The 14,706-nt window shown below is 74.7% G+C and carries 14 protein-coding genes; 9 read left to right on the top strand and 5 right to left on the bottom strand.

The genetic code is table 11. The annotated features are described in order from the left end of the window. Positions 1 to 9 precede the first annotated feature (9 nt). The 3 genes from ACYVDO_RS03170 to ACYVDO_RS03180 all read right to left on the bottom strand — a co-directional run bounded on the left by ACYVDO_RS03170 (position 10) and on the right by ACYVDO_RS03180 (position 4,665). Positions 10 to 2,505, bottom strand: coding sequence for an SCO7613 C-terminal domain-containing membrane protein (locus tag ACYVDO_RS03170; protein ID WP_460932777.1), 2,496 nt, complete (start codon positions 2,503 to 2,505; stop codon positions 10 to 12). A 111-nt stretch (positions 2,506 to 2,616) separates the two neighbouring features. Further along, the gene (locus tag ACYVDO_RS03175) at positions 2,617 to 2,901 is read right to left on the bottom strand and encodes an Lrp/AsnC family transcriptional regulator (protein WP_460932778.1); all 285 of its coding nucleotides are present in this window, start codon (positions 2,899 to 2,901) and stop codon (positions 2,617 to 2,619) included. A 45-nt stretch (positions 2,902 to 2,946) separates the two neighbouring features. Further along, entirely contained in the window at positions 2,947 to 4,665 is a 1,719-nt protein-coding gene (locus ACYVDO_RS03180) for a DEDD exonuclease domain-containing protein (protein ID WP_460932779.1), read from the bottom strand. A gap of 264 nt (positions 4,666 to 4,929) precedes the next feature. Here ACYVDO_RS03180 and ACYVDO_RS03185 point away from each other — a divergent pair, with 264 nt between their 5' ends. Genes ACYVDO_RS03185 through ACYVDO_RS03195 form a run of 3 tightly spaced genes read left to right on the top strand, consistent with a single transcriptional unit; the run spans position 4,930 to position 7,009 of the window. Continuing rightward, positions 4,930 to 5,160, top strand: coding sequence for a hypothetical protein (locus ACYVDO_RS03185; RefSeq protein WP_460932780.1), 231 nt, complete (start codon positions 4,930 to 4,932; stop codon positions 5,158 to 5,160). Positions 5,161 to 5,198: 38 nt separating this feature from the next. Further along, complete coding sequence (locus ACYVDO_RS03190; RefSeq protein ID WP_460932781.1) at positions 5,199 to 6,545, top strand: hypothetical protein; 1,347 nt, start codon at positions 5,199 to 5,201, stop codon at positions 6,543 to 6,545. After that, positions 6,542 to 7,009, top strand: coding sequence for an NUDIX hydrolase (locus ACYVDO_RS03195; protein WP_460932782.1), 468 nt, complete (start codon positions 6,542 to 6,544; stop codon positions 7,007 to 7,009). The genes ACYVDO_RS03190 and ACYVDO_RS03195 overlap by 4 nt, the downstream gene beginning before the upstream one ends. Here ACYVDO_RS03195 and ACYVDO_RS03200 read toward each other — a convergent pair. Next, positions 6,956 to 8,386, bottom strand: a complete 1,431-nt coding sequence (locus ACYVDO_RS03200; protein ID WP_460932783.1) for a hypothetical protein — start codon at positions 8,384 to 8,386, stop codon at positions 6,956 to 6,958. The genes ACYVDO_RS03195 and ACYVDO_RS03200 overlap by 54 nt on opposite strands. A 25-nt stretch (positions 8,387 to 8,411) precedes the next feature. Then, complete coding sequence (locus ACYVDO_RS03205) at positions 8,412 to 10,214, bottom strand: AMP-dependent synthetase/ligase (RefSeq protein WP_460932784.1); 1,803 nt, start codon at positions 10,212 to 10,214, stop codon at positions 8,412 to 8,414. Positions 10,215 to 10,365: 151 nt separating this feature from the next. On the opposite strand from ACYVDO_RS03205, the gene ACYVDO_RS03210 reads away from it, so the two are divergent. The 6 genes from ACYVDO_RS03210 to ACYVDO_RS03235 are packed head-to-tail and all read left to right on the top strand — an operon-like array spanning position 10,366 to position 14,701. Further along, positions 10,366 to 10,716 (top strand): hypothetical protein, encoded by a 351-nt coding sequence (locus tag ACYVDO_RS03210; protein ID WP_460932785.1) that lies wholly within the window; start codon positions 10,366 to 10,368, stop codon positions 10,714 to 10,716. Positions 10,717 to 10,726: 10 nt separating this feature from the next. Beyond that, on the top strand, positions 10,727 to 11,173 hold the full coding sequence (locus ACYVDO_RS03215) for an SRPBCC family protein (protein WP_460932786.1): 447 nt from the start codon (positions 10,727 to 10,729) through the stop codon (positions 11,171 to 11,173). Positions 11,174 to 11,210: 37 nt separating this feature from the next. Beyond that, positions 11,211 to 12,473, top strand: coding sequence for an ArsA family ATPase (locus ACYVDO_RS03220; RefSeq protein WP_460932787.1), 1,263 nt, complete (start codon positions 11,211 to 11,213; stop codon positions 12,471 to 12,473). Further along, positions 12,466 to 13,044, top strand: coding sequence for a hypothetical protein (locus tag ACYVDO_RS03225; RefSeq protein ID WP_460932788.1), 579 nt, complete (start codon positions 12,466 to 12,468; stop codon positions 13,042 to 13,044). The genes ACYVDO_RS03220 and ACYVDO_RS03225 overlap by 8 nt, the downstream gene beginning before the upstream one ends. After that, complete coding sequence (locus tag ACYVDO_RS03230) at positions 13,041 to 14,012, top strand: ROK family glucokinase (protein ID WP_460932789.1); 972 nt, start codon at positions 13,041 to 13,043, stop codon at positions 14,010 to 14,012. The genes ACYVDO_RS03225 and ACYVDO_RS03230 overlap by 4 nt, the downstream gene beginning before the upstream one ends. After that, entirely contained in the window at positions 14,009 to 14,701 is a 693-nt protein-coding gene (locus ACYVDO_RS03235) for an endonuclease/exonuclease/phosphatase family protein (protein WP_460932790.1), read from the top strand. Before ACYVDO_RS03230 ends, ACYVDO_RS03235 begins: the two co-directional genes overlap by 4 nt. Positions 14,702 to 14,706: the final 5 nt, after the last annotated feature.

Here is a 14,706-nt window from a genome sequence, read left to right on the forward strand (position 1 = left end):
CAGCCGGCGTCAGCTCATCGAGGCCAACCAGCTCGTCGCCCGGCGGGCGTCGGCGCGCCGCTGCTCGTACCGCGCCCCGACCGCGAGGAGGGCCACTCCGAGCGTGCCGAGGGTGAGGAAGCGAGGCAGGTGCACGGCATACGGACCGAGCTGGGTCACCGCCACGACGACCGCCGCGATGGCTCCGACCACGACCAGCGCCTGCCACCGCCGCGAGGCCCCCGCGACGAGGACCGCCGCGGCCACGGTGACGGTGAGCAGGGGGCGTACGACACTGTCGTCGACGGCCGTGTGCAGGGCTGACGGGACGAGGCCGAGGAGCAGGGCCGGCCCCGCGACGAGCCAGGACCTGCGCCGCAGCAGGTCTGCCGACCACAGCCCCGCGGACAGCAGCAGGACGGCCGGCGGCAGGGTGTACGCCTCCAGCGTGGTCACGTCGGCGTGCCACAGCTCCACCCACACCGCGGTGGTCGCGGCCGCCACCGACACGAGCACCACGGCCCGGCGGCCCGGCGACGTCGCGTACGCGAGGGTCGCCGCGGCGTAGAGGAGCGCTGCGACCGTGGTCGAGTGGGTCAGGTCCCGGTCGAGCCCGAGCGCGAGGGCGGCCGCGCCCACGACCAGTGCGAAGCCGCCCAGCACTCCCTCCTCGGGGCGAGCACGACGCCAGGCGGCGAGCCCCACCAGCACGAGGGCCGCCACCATCACGGCCACCCACTCGGCGTAGGCCGAGACCAGCAGCCCGCCCTCGCGCGCCAGGGCGGTCCCCAGCAGCGCCGAGACGGCGGTCGCGGCGGGCCGCAGCCGTGGGCGCAGCACCGCCGTTGCCGCGCCCGCCACCGTGCTGCACGCGAGGACGGTGACGAGGACGCGGGAGTCGAGGCCTTGGCCGACGGTCTGCGCGAGGGCGGCAGCCAGCGCCAGGGCGCCGACGGCTCCCAGGGGCAGCTCCTCGGCGCGTTCCGGCCGGGCGAGCGCCGAGCCGACGAGCACGAGACCGGCCACAGCGGCGGTGAGCGCCACCGCGCTCGGGCCGACCAGGTCGGCGGTGAGCCACAGGGCGGCGACCGCGCTGGCGGCAGCGACCCCGCTCGCCGGTGCCCGCCACGCCGGTCGGAGCACCGCGACGGCGGCCGAGGCCACCGCCACGCCCGCGAGGACGAACGCCAGCGCGGGCTGGGAGTCGTGGGCCAGCGTCGCCAGGAGGACGGCGGCGACGGCCGCCGCCGACTGTGCCTCGAGCCAGCGCTGCCCGACCGAGGGGCCCAGGGGCCGCATCGCGACGACGCCCACGACACCCGCTGCGAGCAGGACGCCCAGCGCCGCAGCGGCGACCGGGGACAGCTGCACGGCGAGGCCGAGGACGGCGACGGGGGCGGTCACGCTCGCGACCGCTGCGAGCACACCGACCGCCCGCCAGTCGCCGGTGAACCAGCGCGCCGCCCAGTCCGCGCGGACTGCGGCACGGGAGCCGAGCCGCGCGGACCGGTGCCGCACGACCCGGGCGACGACGGCAGCGCCCAGGACGGTGACGAGGAGCAGGAGCAGGTCGGCCAGGAGGGCGGTGGACCGGCGCTCCGCGGGCTGCACCCGGGACGCCACGACGGCTGCGCCCAGGGACCCCACGAGCACCCAGGCGGCAGCGGGTCCGGTCGCGGCACGGCGCACGACCCCCCACGACGGGGGAAGGGCCGCGTGGAGCGCGCCGAACACCGGGCCACCGAGCAGGGCGAGGGCGGCGGCCGGCAGCGGACGCTCCGGCGCGGACGCCACGGCGCCCCAGGACACCGACGCAGCGGTCAGGGAGAGCACTCCGAAGGCCGCGATGCGCTGGTCGCGCTGGTGCAGGACGGCCAGCAGGACGGCCACGATCAGGGCGGACACGGCGGTGTAGGCGTGCAGGTCGACACCGTCCAGCCCGGCGAGCCCGAACCGCCGGGCAGCCGCGGCGTCCAGCAGCATGAGGCCGCCCGCCACGACCGCGACCGCCTCGGCGGTGCTCGGCAGCCGACGCCTCGACGCGACCGTCGCGGCCCAGGCCGCCAGCGTCGTCAGGCCGGCCATCACGACGACCTGCCCCCACCGCCCGATGACGAACCAGGCGACCGCCAGTGCGATCGAGACGGCGACCAGGACGAGCAGGGCGCCGACGGCCAGGAGCGTCTGCTGGGTGGTCCAGGAGCGGCGCGGTGCGGCGTGCCCCGACCCGCCGGGGTGCCCCGCGACGAGTGGGGGCGCGACGAGTGGGGGCGCGACGAGTGGGGACGCGGCGGATGGGGGCGCGGCGGACGGGGGTGCTGCAGGGGACGCCGTGGCGGTGGCCGGCTCGGGTGCACGGAGGGCGGCGAGGAGGGCCGAGCGCTCGGCGGACAGGCCCGCGATCGCCTGGTCGACCTCCCACAGCCGGACGGCGTCGGGGCCCGTGAGCCGCACGCCGCAGCGCGGGCAGCGCTGGGGTCGTGGTGGCAGGTCGGCACCGCAGGACGGGCAGGGGATCGAGGGCATCGGTCCTCCTCGGCGAAGGGTGCGCCGGTCGGCGCGGTCAGGACCGAGTGTGCTGATGCCGCGGCCCCTCGGGATGGGGGCTGCTACTCATTCGAGCCGTTCGGGGGACAACTAGTCCCCGTCGAGGCCGAGGCTGAAGGCCGCCTCCAGGTCGTGCCGGGAGTACGTGCGGAAGGCGATGTGGGTGTTCGTGCCGGTGACGCCCTGCACCTTGTTGAGCCGTCCGGCGATCACGTCGTGGAGCTGCTCGTGCTCGTGCACGCGGACCATCGCGATGAGGTCGGCGTCGCCCGCCACGGAGTACACCTCCGAGACCCCGTCCAGCTCGGCGATGGCCTGCGCCACCTCGGGGATGCGGTCGACCTCGGCGTTGACAAGGACAATGGCGGTGATCACGCGCCCACTGTATCGGCGCGCCCGCGGGCGGACCGCGCCGAGCGACTAGGACGCGGCGACGAAGCCGGGGACGGCCCGGCGGGCGACGACGTCCGGCTCGAGGCTGGCCCGGGCACCGCCCGCCCCACCGACGGGGCAGGTCCACTCGCCGTCGAGGTCCACGAGCCGGACGCCGGGTGCCTCGAGCCAGCGCAGGATCTTCTCGGTCTCCTCCGGCAGGGCCGCAGGGGCGGGCCACGGCGCCGGGAGCACCATCTCCGCGCTGGCACGGGCTGCCTCGACGTACGGCATCGGGTCGGCGCCCCGCGGCGCGACCGTCGTGGCCGCGAGCCGGCCGTGCCGGACCACGACCACCTCCCAGCCGCCGGCCGGGGCCGGTCGGGCGGCGACGATCTCGGGGCTCGCGGCCAGCGGCGCGATCCGCTGCGCCCGGGCGATGCCCCGGACGAGCGCGAGCAGGCGGTCGCGCACCTCACCGGCGTCCTCGTAGCGCTCCTGCTCGGCGAGGCTGCCCATGCGCGTGCGCAAGGCGGTGACCACCCGGCGGGAGTCGCCGACCAGGGCGTGGACGGCGTCCCGGACGACGACGGCATACTCCTCGACGCTCTGGGCCCCGGTGCAGGGGGCGCCGCAGCGCCCCATGTCGGCCAGCGCGCACGAGCCGACCCGGCGGGTGGGGGAGAGCCGCTGGACGCACTGGCGCAGGGGGATGACCTCGTGCACCGCGGCGACCGCGGCCTCGGCGGAGGCACGGCTGCCGAACGGGCCGATGTACTTGGCGCCGTCGCCGCGCACCTCGCGCACGATCGAGAGCCGCGGGAACGCCTCGACGGTGAGCTTGACCCAGGTCGCGCGCTCGGGCGACTTCGACCGGCGGTTGTAGCGGGGCTTGTGCTCGGCGATGAGCCGCAGCTCGCGCACCTCGGCCTCGAGGGTGGTGGCGCACACGATGGGGGTGACGCTCTCGGCGATGCGCACCATCTCGGACATGCGGGTGCGCTGCTCGGAGCCGGTGAAGTAGCTGCGGACGCGGGTGCGGATGTTGACCGACGTGCCGACGTAGAGGACGCGGCCCTGGCCGTCCTTGAACTGGTAGACCCCGGGGGCGTCCGGGAGGCCGTCGGCGAGCCAGCGCTTGCGCCGCTGCGCGGGGCTCACCCGCGAGGTGTAGGAGGACAGCTCCTCGAGGGTGCGCACGCCGAGGTTGCCGACCCGCTCGATGAGGCCGTGCAGGACGTCGACGGTTGCCCTGGCGTCGTGCAGCGCGCGGTGGTCGGGGACGGTGGACGCCCCGAACAGCTCCGCGAGGGACGAGAGCTTGTGGTTGCGGGCCTCGTCACGGCCCACGAGCTGGCGGGCGAGGTGCACGGTGTCGACGACCGCGTGGCGGGGCCACTCGATGCCCTGCTGGCGCGCGGCCGCCTTGAGGAAGCCGACGTCGAACCCGGCGTTGTGCGCGACGAGGACCGACCCGCGCGCGAACTCGAGGAACGCCGGCAGCGCCGCCTCGATGCGGGGGGCGTCCGCGACCATCGCGGTCGTGATGCCCGTGAGCGCCTGGATGAACGGCGGGATCGGCAGGTGCGGGTTGACCAGGGTCTGGAACTCGCCGAGCACCTGCCCGCCCCGGACCCTGACCGCCCCGATCTCGGTGATGGCGCTGTCGTTCGGGTTGCCGCCGGTGGTCTCGAGGTCGACGACGACGAACGTGACATCGGCCAGAGCCGTGCCCAAGTCGTCGAACGTGCCCTGGACCATCTGCATGGACCTGACGGTAGGACGGCGGGGTGACAGCCCGTCGCAGGCGCGCCACCACGGCGCCTCCGTCGTGGCGTGGCGCCGCGGCCGGTGCGGACCATCGGCCGCACCGCCCGCCGGGCGCACGCGCCGGAGCCCGGGGTATGCCGGGTCCGGCCGTTGTCGGTGGTCCCACCTAGCGTCGTGGACAGGTGGACGACCGCCACCGGGCGGCCGCCCCGGCGGACCGGCCACGCCAGGACCCCACGACAGGACCCGACGACGAGAGAGGTGATCGCCGTGATCATCGACTGCCAGACCTGCCCGGTGCGGGACCTGCACTGCGCGGACTGCATGGTGCCCGCCCTGCTGGCACCCCAGGACGCCCGACTCCCGCTCGACGCGGCGGAGCGGGCCGCCGTGACGCGGTTCGTGGAGGCCGGGCTGGTGTCGGTCCCCGAGGCGTCGTCCGTCCAGGCGCGCCGCGAGCCGTGGGGTGCCCACGCCCGTGCGGTCGGCTGACCTGCGACGACTGCCACCGCCCGACCTACCATGACCGCATGCGAGGAGAGCGGGGAAGGGGGCCGGCCACCCGGCGGGCGGTCGCCCTCCTCGTGACGCTGGGCCTCGGGCTCCTGGCCGGCTGCTCCGGCACCGTGGCCGGGACGGACGGCTCCTCGAGATCCACGACGTCCCGGTCGTCCTCCACCACCCAGCAGGACTCTGCGCAGCCCTCCGTGGCCCGTGAGGAAGCCCTCAGTGCCCTCCTCGAGCGCCGCGCCGCCGCCGTCCGCAGCCACGACCGGGCCGCCTTCGCCGCCACGCTGGTGAGCAGCTCGTCCGGCTTCGGCCTGCGCCAGCTCGCGCAGTTCGACGCCCTGGCGAAGCTTCCCGTGGGCCAGTTCTCCTACGGCACCCCGCAGGCCGCGCCTCCCCTGGGGGCGGACCGGCTGGCCCAGCTGGGCCCGGACGCCTGGGTCGCCCGGGTCGAGGGCCGGTACAGCCTGCGGGGCTACGACACCGCCACGCGGGGCTTCGAGTCCTACTTCACCGTGGTGCGCCGGGAGGGCCACTGGCTGCTCGCCGACGACACCGACGGCGGCACGCAGACCCAGGCCTGGGACCTGCCCGGCTTCACCGCCGTCGAGGGCGACGCCACCCTGGTGCTCGGGACGGGCCCGGAGAGCAGGCTGCGGCCGTACCTCGCCCTCGCCGAGCAGGCGGTCGCGCAGGTCCGGGAGGTGTGGCGGGGCACGACCTGGAACGGCCGGCTCGTCCTCGTCGTCCCCGGGACGGCGGCGCAGACGGCCGAGCTCGTGGGCCAGCCGGCGGCGTCCGTCACGCAGGTCGCGGCCGTCACCGACGGGCCGTTCGACACCGCAGGCAGGGCCGGGGCGGACCGCGTGGTCGTCAACCCCACCGCCTTCGCCGGCCTCCAGCGCCGCGGGCAGCAGGTGGTCGTCACCCACGAGGCGACCCACGTCGCCATCCGCGCGACCACCACCCGACCGGTGCCGCTCTGGCTGTCCGAGGGGATGGCGGACTACGTCGGGTACCGAGACGTGGACGCGACCGAGCAGCAGGTCGCGGCGGCCCTGTTCGCCCAGGTGCGGGCGGGGCGGGGTCCCACGGCCCTCCCGGGACCGCAGGAGTTCGACCCGGCGCACACGACCATCGGGCCGACCTACAACGCGGCCTGGCTGGCCGTGCGCCAGATCGCCCAGCGGTACGGCACCGCGACCCTGGTCCGGTTCTACCGGGCTGCCGCGACGGCACCCTCGGCCGATGCCGGGACCGCCCAGGTCGACGCCGCGGCCGCGCAGGCCTTCCGGGAGGTCCTGCACACCACCGTGGCCGCCTTCACCGAGCAGTGGCTCGCGGCGGTGCGGGCAGGGGCGCGCGGGTGACGGAGGCGCTGCGTCGCCGGGCAGTCCGCGTGCTCGTCGTCGACCCCGGTGGCTGGGTGCTGATGATCCACGGCTTCGACCCGCACGCCCCGCGCACGACGTACTGGTACACGGTCGGAGGGGGAGTCGACGCGGGGGAGTCCGACCTCGACGCCGCCGTGCGCGAGGTCTGGGAGGAGACCGGCCTGCGCGTCGACCCGTCCCGGCTGCTCGGCCCGGTGCACGAGGACGACGTGGTGTTCCCCTTCGAGGGCAGGACCGTCGTCCAGCAGCAGGTCTTCTACCTGCTGCAGACGGAGAGGTTCGAGGCGCGGCCGGCCGCCTTCGAGGAGACCGAGCTGCGGTCCACCCTGGAGGTCGCCTGGGTGGACCCGTCCGAGCGCGAGGACCGTGGTGAGACGGTCTACCCGTCAGGTCTGGGGGACCTGCTCGGCGGGCTCGTCGCCCGCCGCGAGGCTCGCTGACCGGGGCCGGTCGGCACCTCGCGGGGCGGCCCGCGGAGCGTCGGGAGATCCGTCGGGCACGGCGAGGGACAACACCACGAGGGCGGCCACGAACCAGAACTGGTTGTAGAACGCCTGCTTGTTGACCAGGTTGGCCACGAGCAGGACGAGGGCGAGCCAGCGCAGCAGCGACGCGAGGTCGGGCTGTCGTCGCCACACCGTGAGGCAGACGGCGGCCAGCGTGCCGAGGACCACCAGCCCGGTCACCGCGAACGGCAGGGTGACGTCGAAGGTGTTGAGCGCCAACAGGTACAGCGTGTTGGCGAACTTGATGGGGTGGAACGTCACGAGCAGGCCCACCGTGTCGTGCACGAAGTGCCCCGGGCTCGCGAGGAACCACGGCGCGATGAGCACGCCGGTCAGTGCACCGGTGGTCACCGTCCGGCGCCAGCCGAACGGACGCCACAGGAGCAGGACCGGCAGCAGCAGGGCGAGGTGCTGCTTGCTCGCGCAGACCAGTGCCAGTGGCACGACGGCCCACCAGGCGTGGCCCCGACGGACCAGGACGGCCCACCCGACGACGCCGGCGAACAGGAGCGGCTCGGTCCAGGCCTGGTCGAGCTGGGTCAGCGTGCCGGGTGCGAGCAGCACGAGGCAGACCGCGACGGCAGCGGTCCAGCAGGCGCGCGGGCGGTCTCCCCGGTCTTCCCGCGCTCCCCGCGCCAGGAGGACCGTGCCGACGGCCGCGACGAGGGTCCAGACCGCCAGCGCCCAGCGGACGTCTCCCGCCAGCCACCGTCCCGGCGCGAGGAGCACCACGCTCCACGGCAGGTACGTGAAGGCGTCCTGGATGCCGGGCGAACCCGTCCACGTCATGGCGTAGAAGTTCTCCAGCCGGGCCAGGGCGTCGGAGGCCTGCTGCAGGGTGACCCACACGTCGATGCGCGGTCGGGGCGAGGACACGACGGCGGTCGCGGCCGCGACGGCATACCCCACGACCGCGGTGGCCAGGGCGACCCTCGAGCCGCGACCGGGACCGGCCCACAGCGCGACGGCGCACAGCAGCGGCGTCGCCACGAGCACGGTCGTCGCGACCGCGAGGCCGGTCGGCGCCAGGTAGCTGAACAGCGGGACGGCCGCGGTGGCCAGCGCGGAGCCGGCCAGCATGAGGACCACGTCGCCCCGGCGGAGCACGACCCGCCAGCCACGCCACTGCCACAGGGCCAGCCCCACCGCGGCCAGGGTCAGGGTGAGGACGATCGGGATGCGGAAACGGACGACGCTCCACTGCAGCATCGTGAAGTAGGCCACCCAGGCGAGGGCGAACACCGTCCCGCCCGACCGCGGCAGGCGCGAGCGCCACCGGGCAGGGCCGGCGGGCCGGTGGTCCTCGGGCATGGGCCGACCCTACGGGGTCAGCCGGTCACCGCTTCGGGGCCCCTGCGTACAGCTCCTCGACCCGGTCCTGGAAGTCGCGCATCACGATGTTGCGCTTGAGCTTCAGGCTCGGGGTGAGGTAGCCGTTCTCCTCGGTGAAGTCGCCCTCGAGGACCGCGAACTTGCGGATCGACTCGGCCTTGGACACCGACCTGTTGGCGTCGTCGACGGCCTTCTGCAGCTCGGCGAGGACGACCTCGTTGGTGCCGGCCTGCTCGAACGGGACGTCGTCGATACCGTTGTTCTTCGCCCAGCTCGGGTACATCTCCTCGTCCAGGGTGATGAGGGCGGCGATGAACGGCTTCTGGTCGCCGACGACGATGCACTGCGAGACCAGCGGGTGGGCGCGCAGGCGGTCCTCCAGGGCGGCGGGCGCGACGTTCTTGCCGCCGGCGGTGACCAGCAGCTCCTTCTTGCGGCCCGTGATCTTGAGGTACCCGTCCTCGTCGAGCTCGCCGATGTCACCGGTGTGGAACCAGCCGTCGCGCACGGCGTCCGAGGTCGCGTCGTCGTTGTTGTGGTAGCCGGCGAAGACGTTGTTGCCCCGGATGAGGATCTCGCCGTCGTCGGCGATCCGGATGCCGACGCCCGGCAGCGGCGCGCCGACGGTGCCGATCTTGACCCGGTCCGGGACGTTCACGGTGGCCGGCGCGGTCGTCTCGGTGAGGCCGTAGCCCTCGAGCACGGTGACGCCGATGCCGCGGAAGAAGTGCCCGAGCCGGGTGCCGAGCGGCGCGCCGCCGGACACGGCATACATGACCTCGCCGCCCATGGCCGCGCGCAGCTTGGCGTAGACGAGCCGGTCGAACAGGGCGTGGCGCACGCGCAGCCCGAGTCCGGCGCCGCCGGCGTCCTGGGCGGTGGACCACGCGATCGCGGTGTCGGCGGCGGTGCCGAAGATCTTGCCCTTGCCCTCGGAGGTCGCCTTGGCCTCGGCCGAGTTGTAGATCTTCTCGAAGACGCGCGGCACGGAGAGGATGAACGTCGGCTTGAACGCGGCGAAGTCGTCGAGCAGGTTCTTGATGTCCGCGCTGTGGCCCATCTTCGCCTCGCCGGCGACGCACAGGACCTGGATGAAGCGGGCGAACACGTGGGCCAGCGGCAGGAAGAGGAGGGTGGAGGCGCCGTCGGCCTGCACGACCGCCTTGAGCTTGGTGATGGCGTTGTCGGCCAGCGCCAGGAAGTTGTCGTGGGTCAGCTGGACGCCCTTGGGGCGGCCGGTCGTCCCGGAGGTGTAGATGATCGTCGCGGTGCTGCTGCGGTCGATGCCCGCGGTGGCAGCGGCCAGGTCGTCGTCGCTCACGGACGCGCCCGCGGCCTTGAGGTCGTCGATGGCCCCGGCGTCGAGCTGCCACACGTGTTCCACGCCGCCGAGCTGGTCGCGGACCTCGGCGAGGGCGGCCTCGTGGGCCGGCGTCTCGAGCACGATCGCCCGCGCGCCCGAGTCGGACAGGATCCAGGCGACCTGCTCGGCGGAGGAGGTCTCGTAGATCGGCACCGTGACCGCCCCGGCGGTCCAGATGGCGAAGTCGGTGAGGGTCCACTCGTACCGCGTCTTGCTCATGATGGCGACGCGGTCGCCGGGACGGATCCCCGACGCGACCAGTCCCTTCGCCATGGCGCGGACGTCCTCGTTGAACTCCTGTGCCGTCACGTCGACCCAGCGGGCGCCCTCCTTGCGCACGAAGGCGACGGACGTGGGGTTGGTCGCGGCGTTCCGCGCCGGGAGGTCGGCCAGGCTGCCCTCGGTCGTCGGCGGGACGAGCGGGGGTGCGACGTGTTCCTGCACGGAGTCTCCTTCGACGGCTGGCCCGGTGCCGGCCCGGCACCCGGGTGGTGACGGCGCGGCACGTGGCTCGTGCGGCTCAGACTACCCACGGGTAGCGGTCAGCGGGGAGGTGCGTCCCGACCACCGGAGTGACGTGCGGAACACTGGTCGCATGCGTGAGCGCCGCGTCGACGTCGTCGACGACACGTACGTCCGGGCCGGCCCGGAGGCGGTGCGCGGGTGGCTCGCGGACGACGCCTGGTGCGACCGGGTCTGGCCGCACCTGGTGCGCACGGTGCAGCGCGACCGCGGCGCCAAGGGGATCCGCTGGACCGTCACGGGCCAGGTCGTCGGGGAGATGGAGGTGTGGCTCGAGCCGTGGTGGGACGGCGTGGTCGTGCACCACTACCTGAGGGGCACTCGCGGACCCCGCGCGCCGCGCGACGTGGCCACCCGGCACACCCGCCGGTGGAAGCGGGCGGTGCACCGGCTCAAGGACTCGCTGGAGGGCAACTGGCTGTAGCCTTCGGCGCATGGCCGACCGCACGGAGTCCAGCATCGACATCGCCGCCAAGCCCGGCGAGGTCCTCGACGTCATCGCGGACTTCGAGAGCTACCCGCAGTGGGCCACCGAGGTCAAGAAGGTGCAGGTCCTGACGGAGGAGGGGGACGGCTGGGCCGACCAGGTCCGGTTCACCCTCGACGCCGGCGCCATCAAGGACACCTACGTCCTGGACTACGAGTGGGACGTGAAGAAGAACGGCACGGGCGTCGTGTCCTGGGGCCTGGTCGAGGCGTCCGTCCTCAAGGCCATGAACGGCTCGTACACCCTGGCGGCCAGGGGCTCGGACGGCACGACCGTCACCTACCGCCTCGCCGTCGACGTCAAGATCCCCATGCTCGGCATGCTCAAGCGCAAGGCGGAGAAGGTCATCATCGACACCGCGCTCAAGGAGCTCAAGAAGCGCGTCGAGGGCTGAGGCCGGTCGCGACCGGTCCCCCACGGTTCCCCAGACGATGCGGGTCATCCTCTTCACCGGCAAGGGTGGTGTCGGCAAGACCACGACCGCCGCTGCCACCGCCGTCCGCGCCGCCCGCTCGGGCGTCAAGACGCTGGTCATGTCCACCGACGCGGCGCACTCGCTGGGGGACGCGCTCGCGGTCGACCTGGGGGCTCGCCCGGGGCGGCCCGCCGGCACCCCCGTCGAGGTCGAGCCCGGGCTCTGGGGCCTGCAGGTCAGCCCGCCGCACCTGCTGGGCGAGTCGTGGCGCGTCGTCCAGGACTACCTGCTCAGCGTGCTGCGGACCGTGGGTGTCGACCCCGTCGTCGCCGAGGAGCTCACCCGGCTGCCCGGGGCCGAGGAGGTGGCGGCCCTGCTCGAGCTGCGCACGCAGGTCGAGTCGGGGCCGTGGGACCTCGTCGTCGTGGACTGCGCCCCGACCGCGGAGACCCTGCGGCTGCTCGCGCTGCCCGAGGCACTGGCCTGGCACCTCGAACGGCTGCTACCGGCCCAGCGAGGCCTGATCCGCTCGCTGCGCCCGGCAGCCGCGGCTGCCGCCGGCATGCCCCTGCCCGACCCCGCCGTCGTCGACGCCGTGTCGGGGTGGCACCGGCAGATGCGGCAGGTGCAGCGGCTGCTCACCGGTGACCAGACCTCCGTCCGGCTCGTGCTGACGCCGGAGCGGGTGGTCATCGCCGAGTCCCGGCGGACCTGGACGTCGCTGTCGCTCTACGGGTTCGTCGTCGACGCGGTCGTCGTCAACCGGGTCTTCCCCGATGCGGCCTCCGACGCCGGGCGGCGCACGCCCGATCCGTGGCGCTCGGCGTGGAACACCGCTCAGCAGCAGGGCCTGGCGGAGGTTCGGGAGTCCTTCGCCGGTCTGCCGCTGCACCTCACGCCGTACCTGTCGGCCGAGCCCATCGGGCCCGACCCCCTGGCGTCGCTCGCGCTGGCCCAGGGCGTCGTCGTGGGCGAGGACGGAGCACCCGACCACGCCGACGCCGTCGCGGACCTGCTCGCCCCGGTGGCGCACCGGGGGATGACCGTCGACCGGGACGGCGACGGGTTCGTCCTGACCCTGCCCCTGCCGGGTGCCCAGCCAGCCGATCTGGTGCTCCAGCGCCGCCACGACGAGCTCCTCGTGACGCTGGGGGAGCACCGCCGCGTGCTCACCCTGCCGTCGGCTCTGCAACGATGCCTGGTCGAGCGCGCCGCGGTCCGCGACGGCAGGCTGGCGGTGCGGTTCGTCCCCGACGAGGAGGTGTGGCCCCGTGGTTGACCAGGAACGAGCCCCGGTGGGCTCGGTGGCGCAGGAGGCCGCGCGCCTGCTCGACGCGCTGGGTGGCTGGGCCGCGAGCAACGGGTATGCCGACCGGGCGCACCCGGCAGGTGCGGCCGGTGCGGCGGACCCGGAAGACGCGGCGTACCCAGCCGGCGCGGCGGACCCAGGAGACGCGGCGGACCCAGCGGGCGCGGCGCGCCGAGCCGGTGCGGCGGACCCGGAGGACGGGGCGGACGCAGGCGGCGCAGCACCCTCGGGGGACCACTGCCAGCACTGCGGCGCCCAGACGGGGGCGGGACGGGCGGTCGTCTGCGGGCTGTGCCCGGTGTGCCAGGGCATCAACCTGCTCCGGTCCGTGCGCCCCGAGACGGTCGACCGGCTGGCAGACCTCGCGGGCGCGATCGCGGGGACCCTGCGCGACCTCGCCGACCACCGACGGGCGGCGGCCGGGACGACCGAGCCGCCCAGCGCCGGCGCGCACCCCGGCGGCCCCGAGGCGGGCACCCGGCACACCGGCTCGCGGGTGCAGGACATCGTCGTCGACGACGAGACGACGGCGACCTCGTGAGCCTCGCGATCGGCATCGACATCGGCGGCACCAAGGTCGCCGGCGGCCTCGTCACCCCGGAGGGGGCCGTGGTCGGGCGCGCGCGGCGCGACACCCCGCACCGCTCGAAGAGCCCGGGTGTCGTCGAGGACACCATCGTCGAGGTCGTCGACGAGCTGCTCGGCACGGCCACCGAGGAGGTCGTGGGCGTCGGCATCGGGGCGGCCGGGTTCGTCGCCGCGGACCGGGCGACCGTCGTCTTCGCGCCCCACCTGTCCTGGCGCGACGAGCCGCTGCGCGCCAACCTCCAGCGCCGCGTGCCGGTGCCGATCAGCGTCGACAACGACGCCAACGCGGCCGTCTGGGCCGAGTGGCGGTTCGGTGCCGCCCGCGGCGAGACGCACGTGGTCATGGTCAACCTCGGCACGGGCATCGGCGGCGCGCTGCTGCTCGACGGGCACGTGCTGCGGGGCAGGTTCGGGATCGCCGGGGAGTTCGGCCACATGCAGGTGGTCCCCGGCGGCCAGCGGTGCGAGTGCGGCAACAAGGGCTGCTGGGAGCAGTACGCCTCGGGCAACGCCCTCGTCCGGGAGGCCCGCTCGTTGGTGACCGCCAACAGCCCCCTGGCCAGCGACCTGCTGGCCCGGGCGGGCGGTGACCCCATGGCGCTGACCGGCCCGATGATCACCGAGGCCGCTCGCGAGGGCGACCCGACGGCGACCGAGCTCCTGACCGAGATCGGCCACTGGCTCGGCGTCGGCATCGCCAACCTGGCGGCCGCCTTCGACCCGGGCCTGTTCGTCATCGGTGGCGGTGTCAGCGCGGCGGGCGACCTGCTGCTCGAGCCGGCGACCACGATGTTCCGGCGCAGCCTCACCGGTCGCGGCTACCGCCCGCTGGCGACGATCGTGCTGGCCGAGCTCGGCAACGAGGCCGGCCTCATCGGCGCGGCCGACCTGGCGAGGGACGGCGCGGGCGCCGCCACGTGAGCACCGTGCGGGTGGCGTCGTACAACCTCAAGGACTTCACGCTCGACCGGCACGCGGCGGCCCGGGTCGTGCGGGCGCTCGACCCGGACGTGCTCTGCCTGCAGGAGGTGCCTCGTCGCCTGTTCGGGTCCTGGCGGGTGTCGGCGTTCGCGGCCGAGTGCGGGCTGTACTGGTCCGGCCGGCACCGGGGCAGCGGGGGCACGACGATCCTGACCTCCCTGCGCGTGCAGGTGGCCGAGACGCGGCACCACCGGTTGCGTGTGGCGGCGCTCCAGCGCACCCGCGGGTATGCCGTGGCCCGGGTCGGGCCGGCGGGGTCCGAGCCGCTCGTGGTGGCCTCGGTGCACCTGTCGCTCGACGCCGCCGAGCGCGAGCGGCACGCGGGGCAGATCCTGCAGACGGTGGCGGGCGGCGGTCCGGTGCTGCTCGCGGGCGACCTCAACGAGGGTGAGTCCGGCCGGGCCTGGCAGTCCTTCGCCTCGGGGCTGCGGCTGGTGTCACCGACGACGCCGACCTTCCCGGCGACCGCTCCCCGGCGGCTGCTCGACGTCGTGTTCGCCTCACCGGAGCTGACGGTGCTGCCCCACCGTGACGTGCCGTTGCCCGAGCCGGACCTGCTGGCCGCGAGCGACCACCGCCCGGTCTGGGTCGACCTCGACCTCGACCCTGTGGCCGCCGCGCGCACCTGACACGG

This window comes from Phycicoccus ginsengisoli, from assembly GCF_054779295.1.

What these genes read in the sequence shown, in the direction of transcription:
- ACYVDO_RS03170 (WP_460932777.1), bottom strand. Translation starts at nt 2,505, where the DNA reads ATGCCCTCGATCCCCTGCCCGTCCTGCGGTGCCGACCTGCCACCACGA.
- ACYVDO_RS03180 (WP_460932779.1), bottom strand. Translation starts at nt 4,665, where the DNA reads ATGCAGATGGTCCAGGGCACGTTCGACGACTTGGGCACGGCTCTGGCC.
- ACYVDO_RS03190 (WP_460932781.1), top strand. Translation starts at nt 5,199, where the DNA reads ATGCGAGGAGAGCGGGGAAGGGGGCCGGCCACCCGGCGGGCGGTCGCC.
- ACYVDO_RS03200 (WP_460932783.1), bottom strand. Translation starts at nt 8,386, where the DNA reads ATGCCCGAGGACCACCGGCCCGCCGGCCCTGCCCGGTGGCGCTCGCGC.
- ACYVDO_RS03210 (WP_460932785.1), top strand. Translation starts at nt 10,366, where the DNA reads ATGCGTGAGCGCCGCGTCGACGTCGTCGACGACACGTACGTCCGGGCC.
- ACYVDO_RS03215 (WP_460932786.1), top strand. Translation starts at nt 10,727, where the DNA reads ATGGCCGACCGCACGGAGTCCAGCATCGACATCGCCGCCAAGCCCGGC.
- ACYVDO_RS03220 (WP_460932787.1), top strand. Translation starts at nt 11,211, where the DNA reads ATGCGGGTCATCCTCTTCACCGGCAAGGGTGGTGTCGGCAAGACCACG.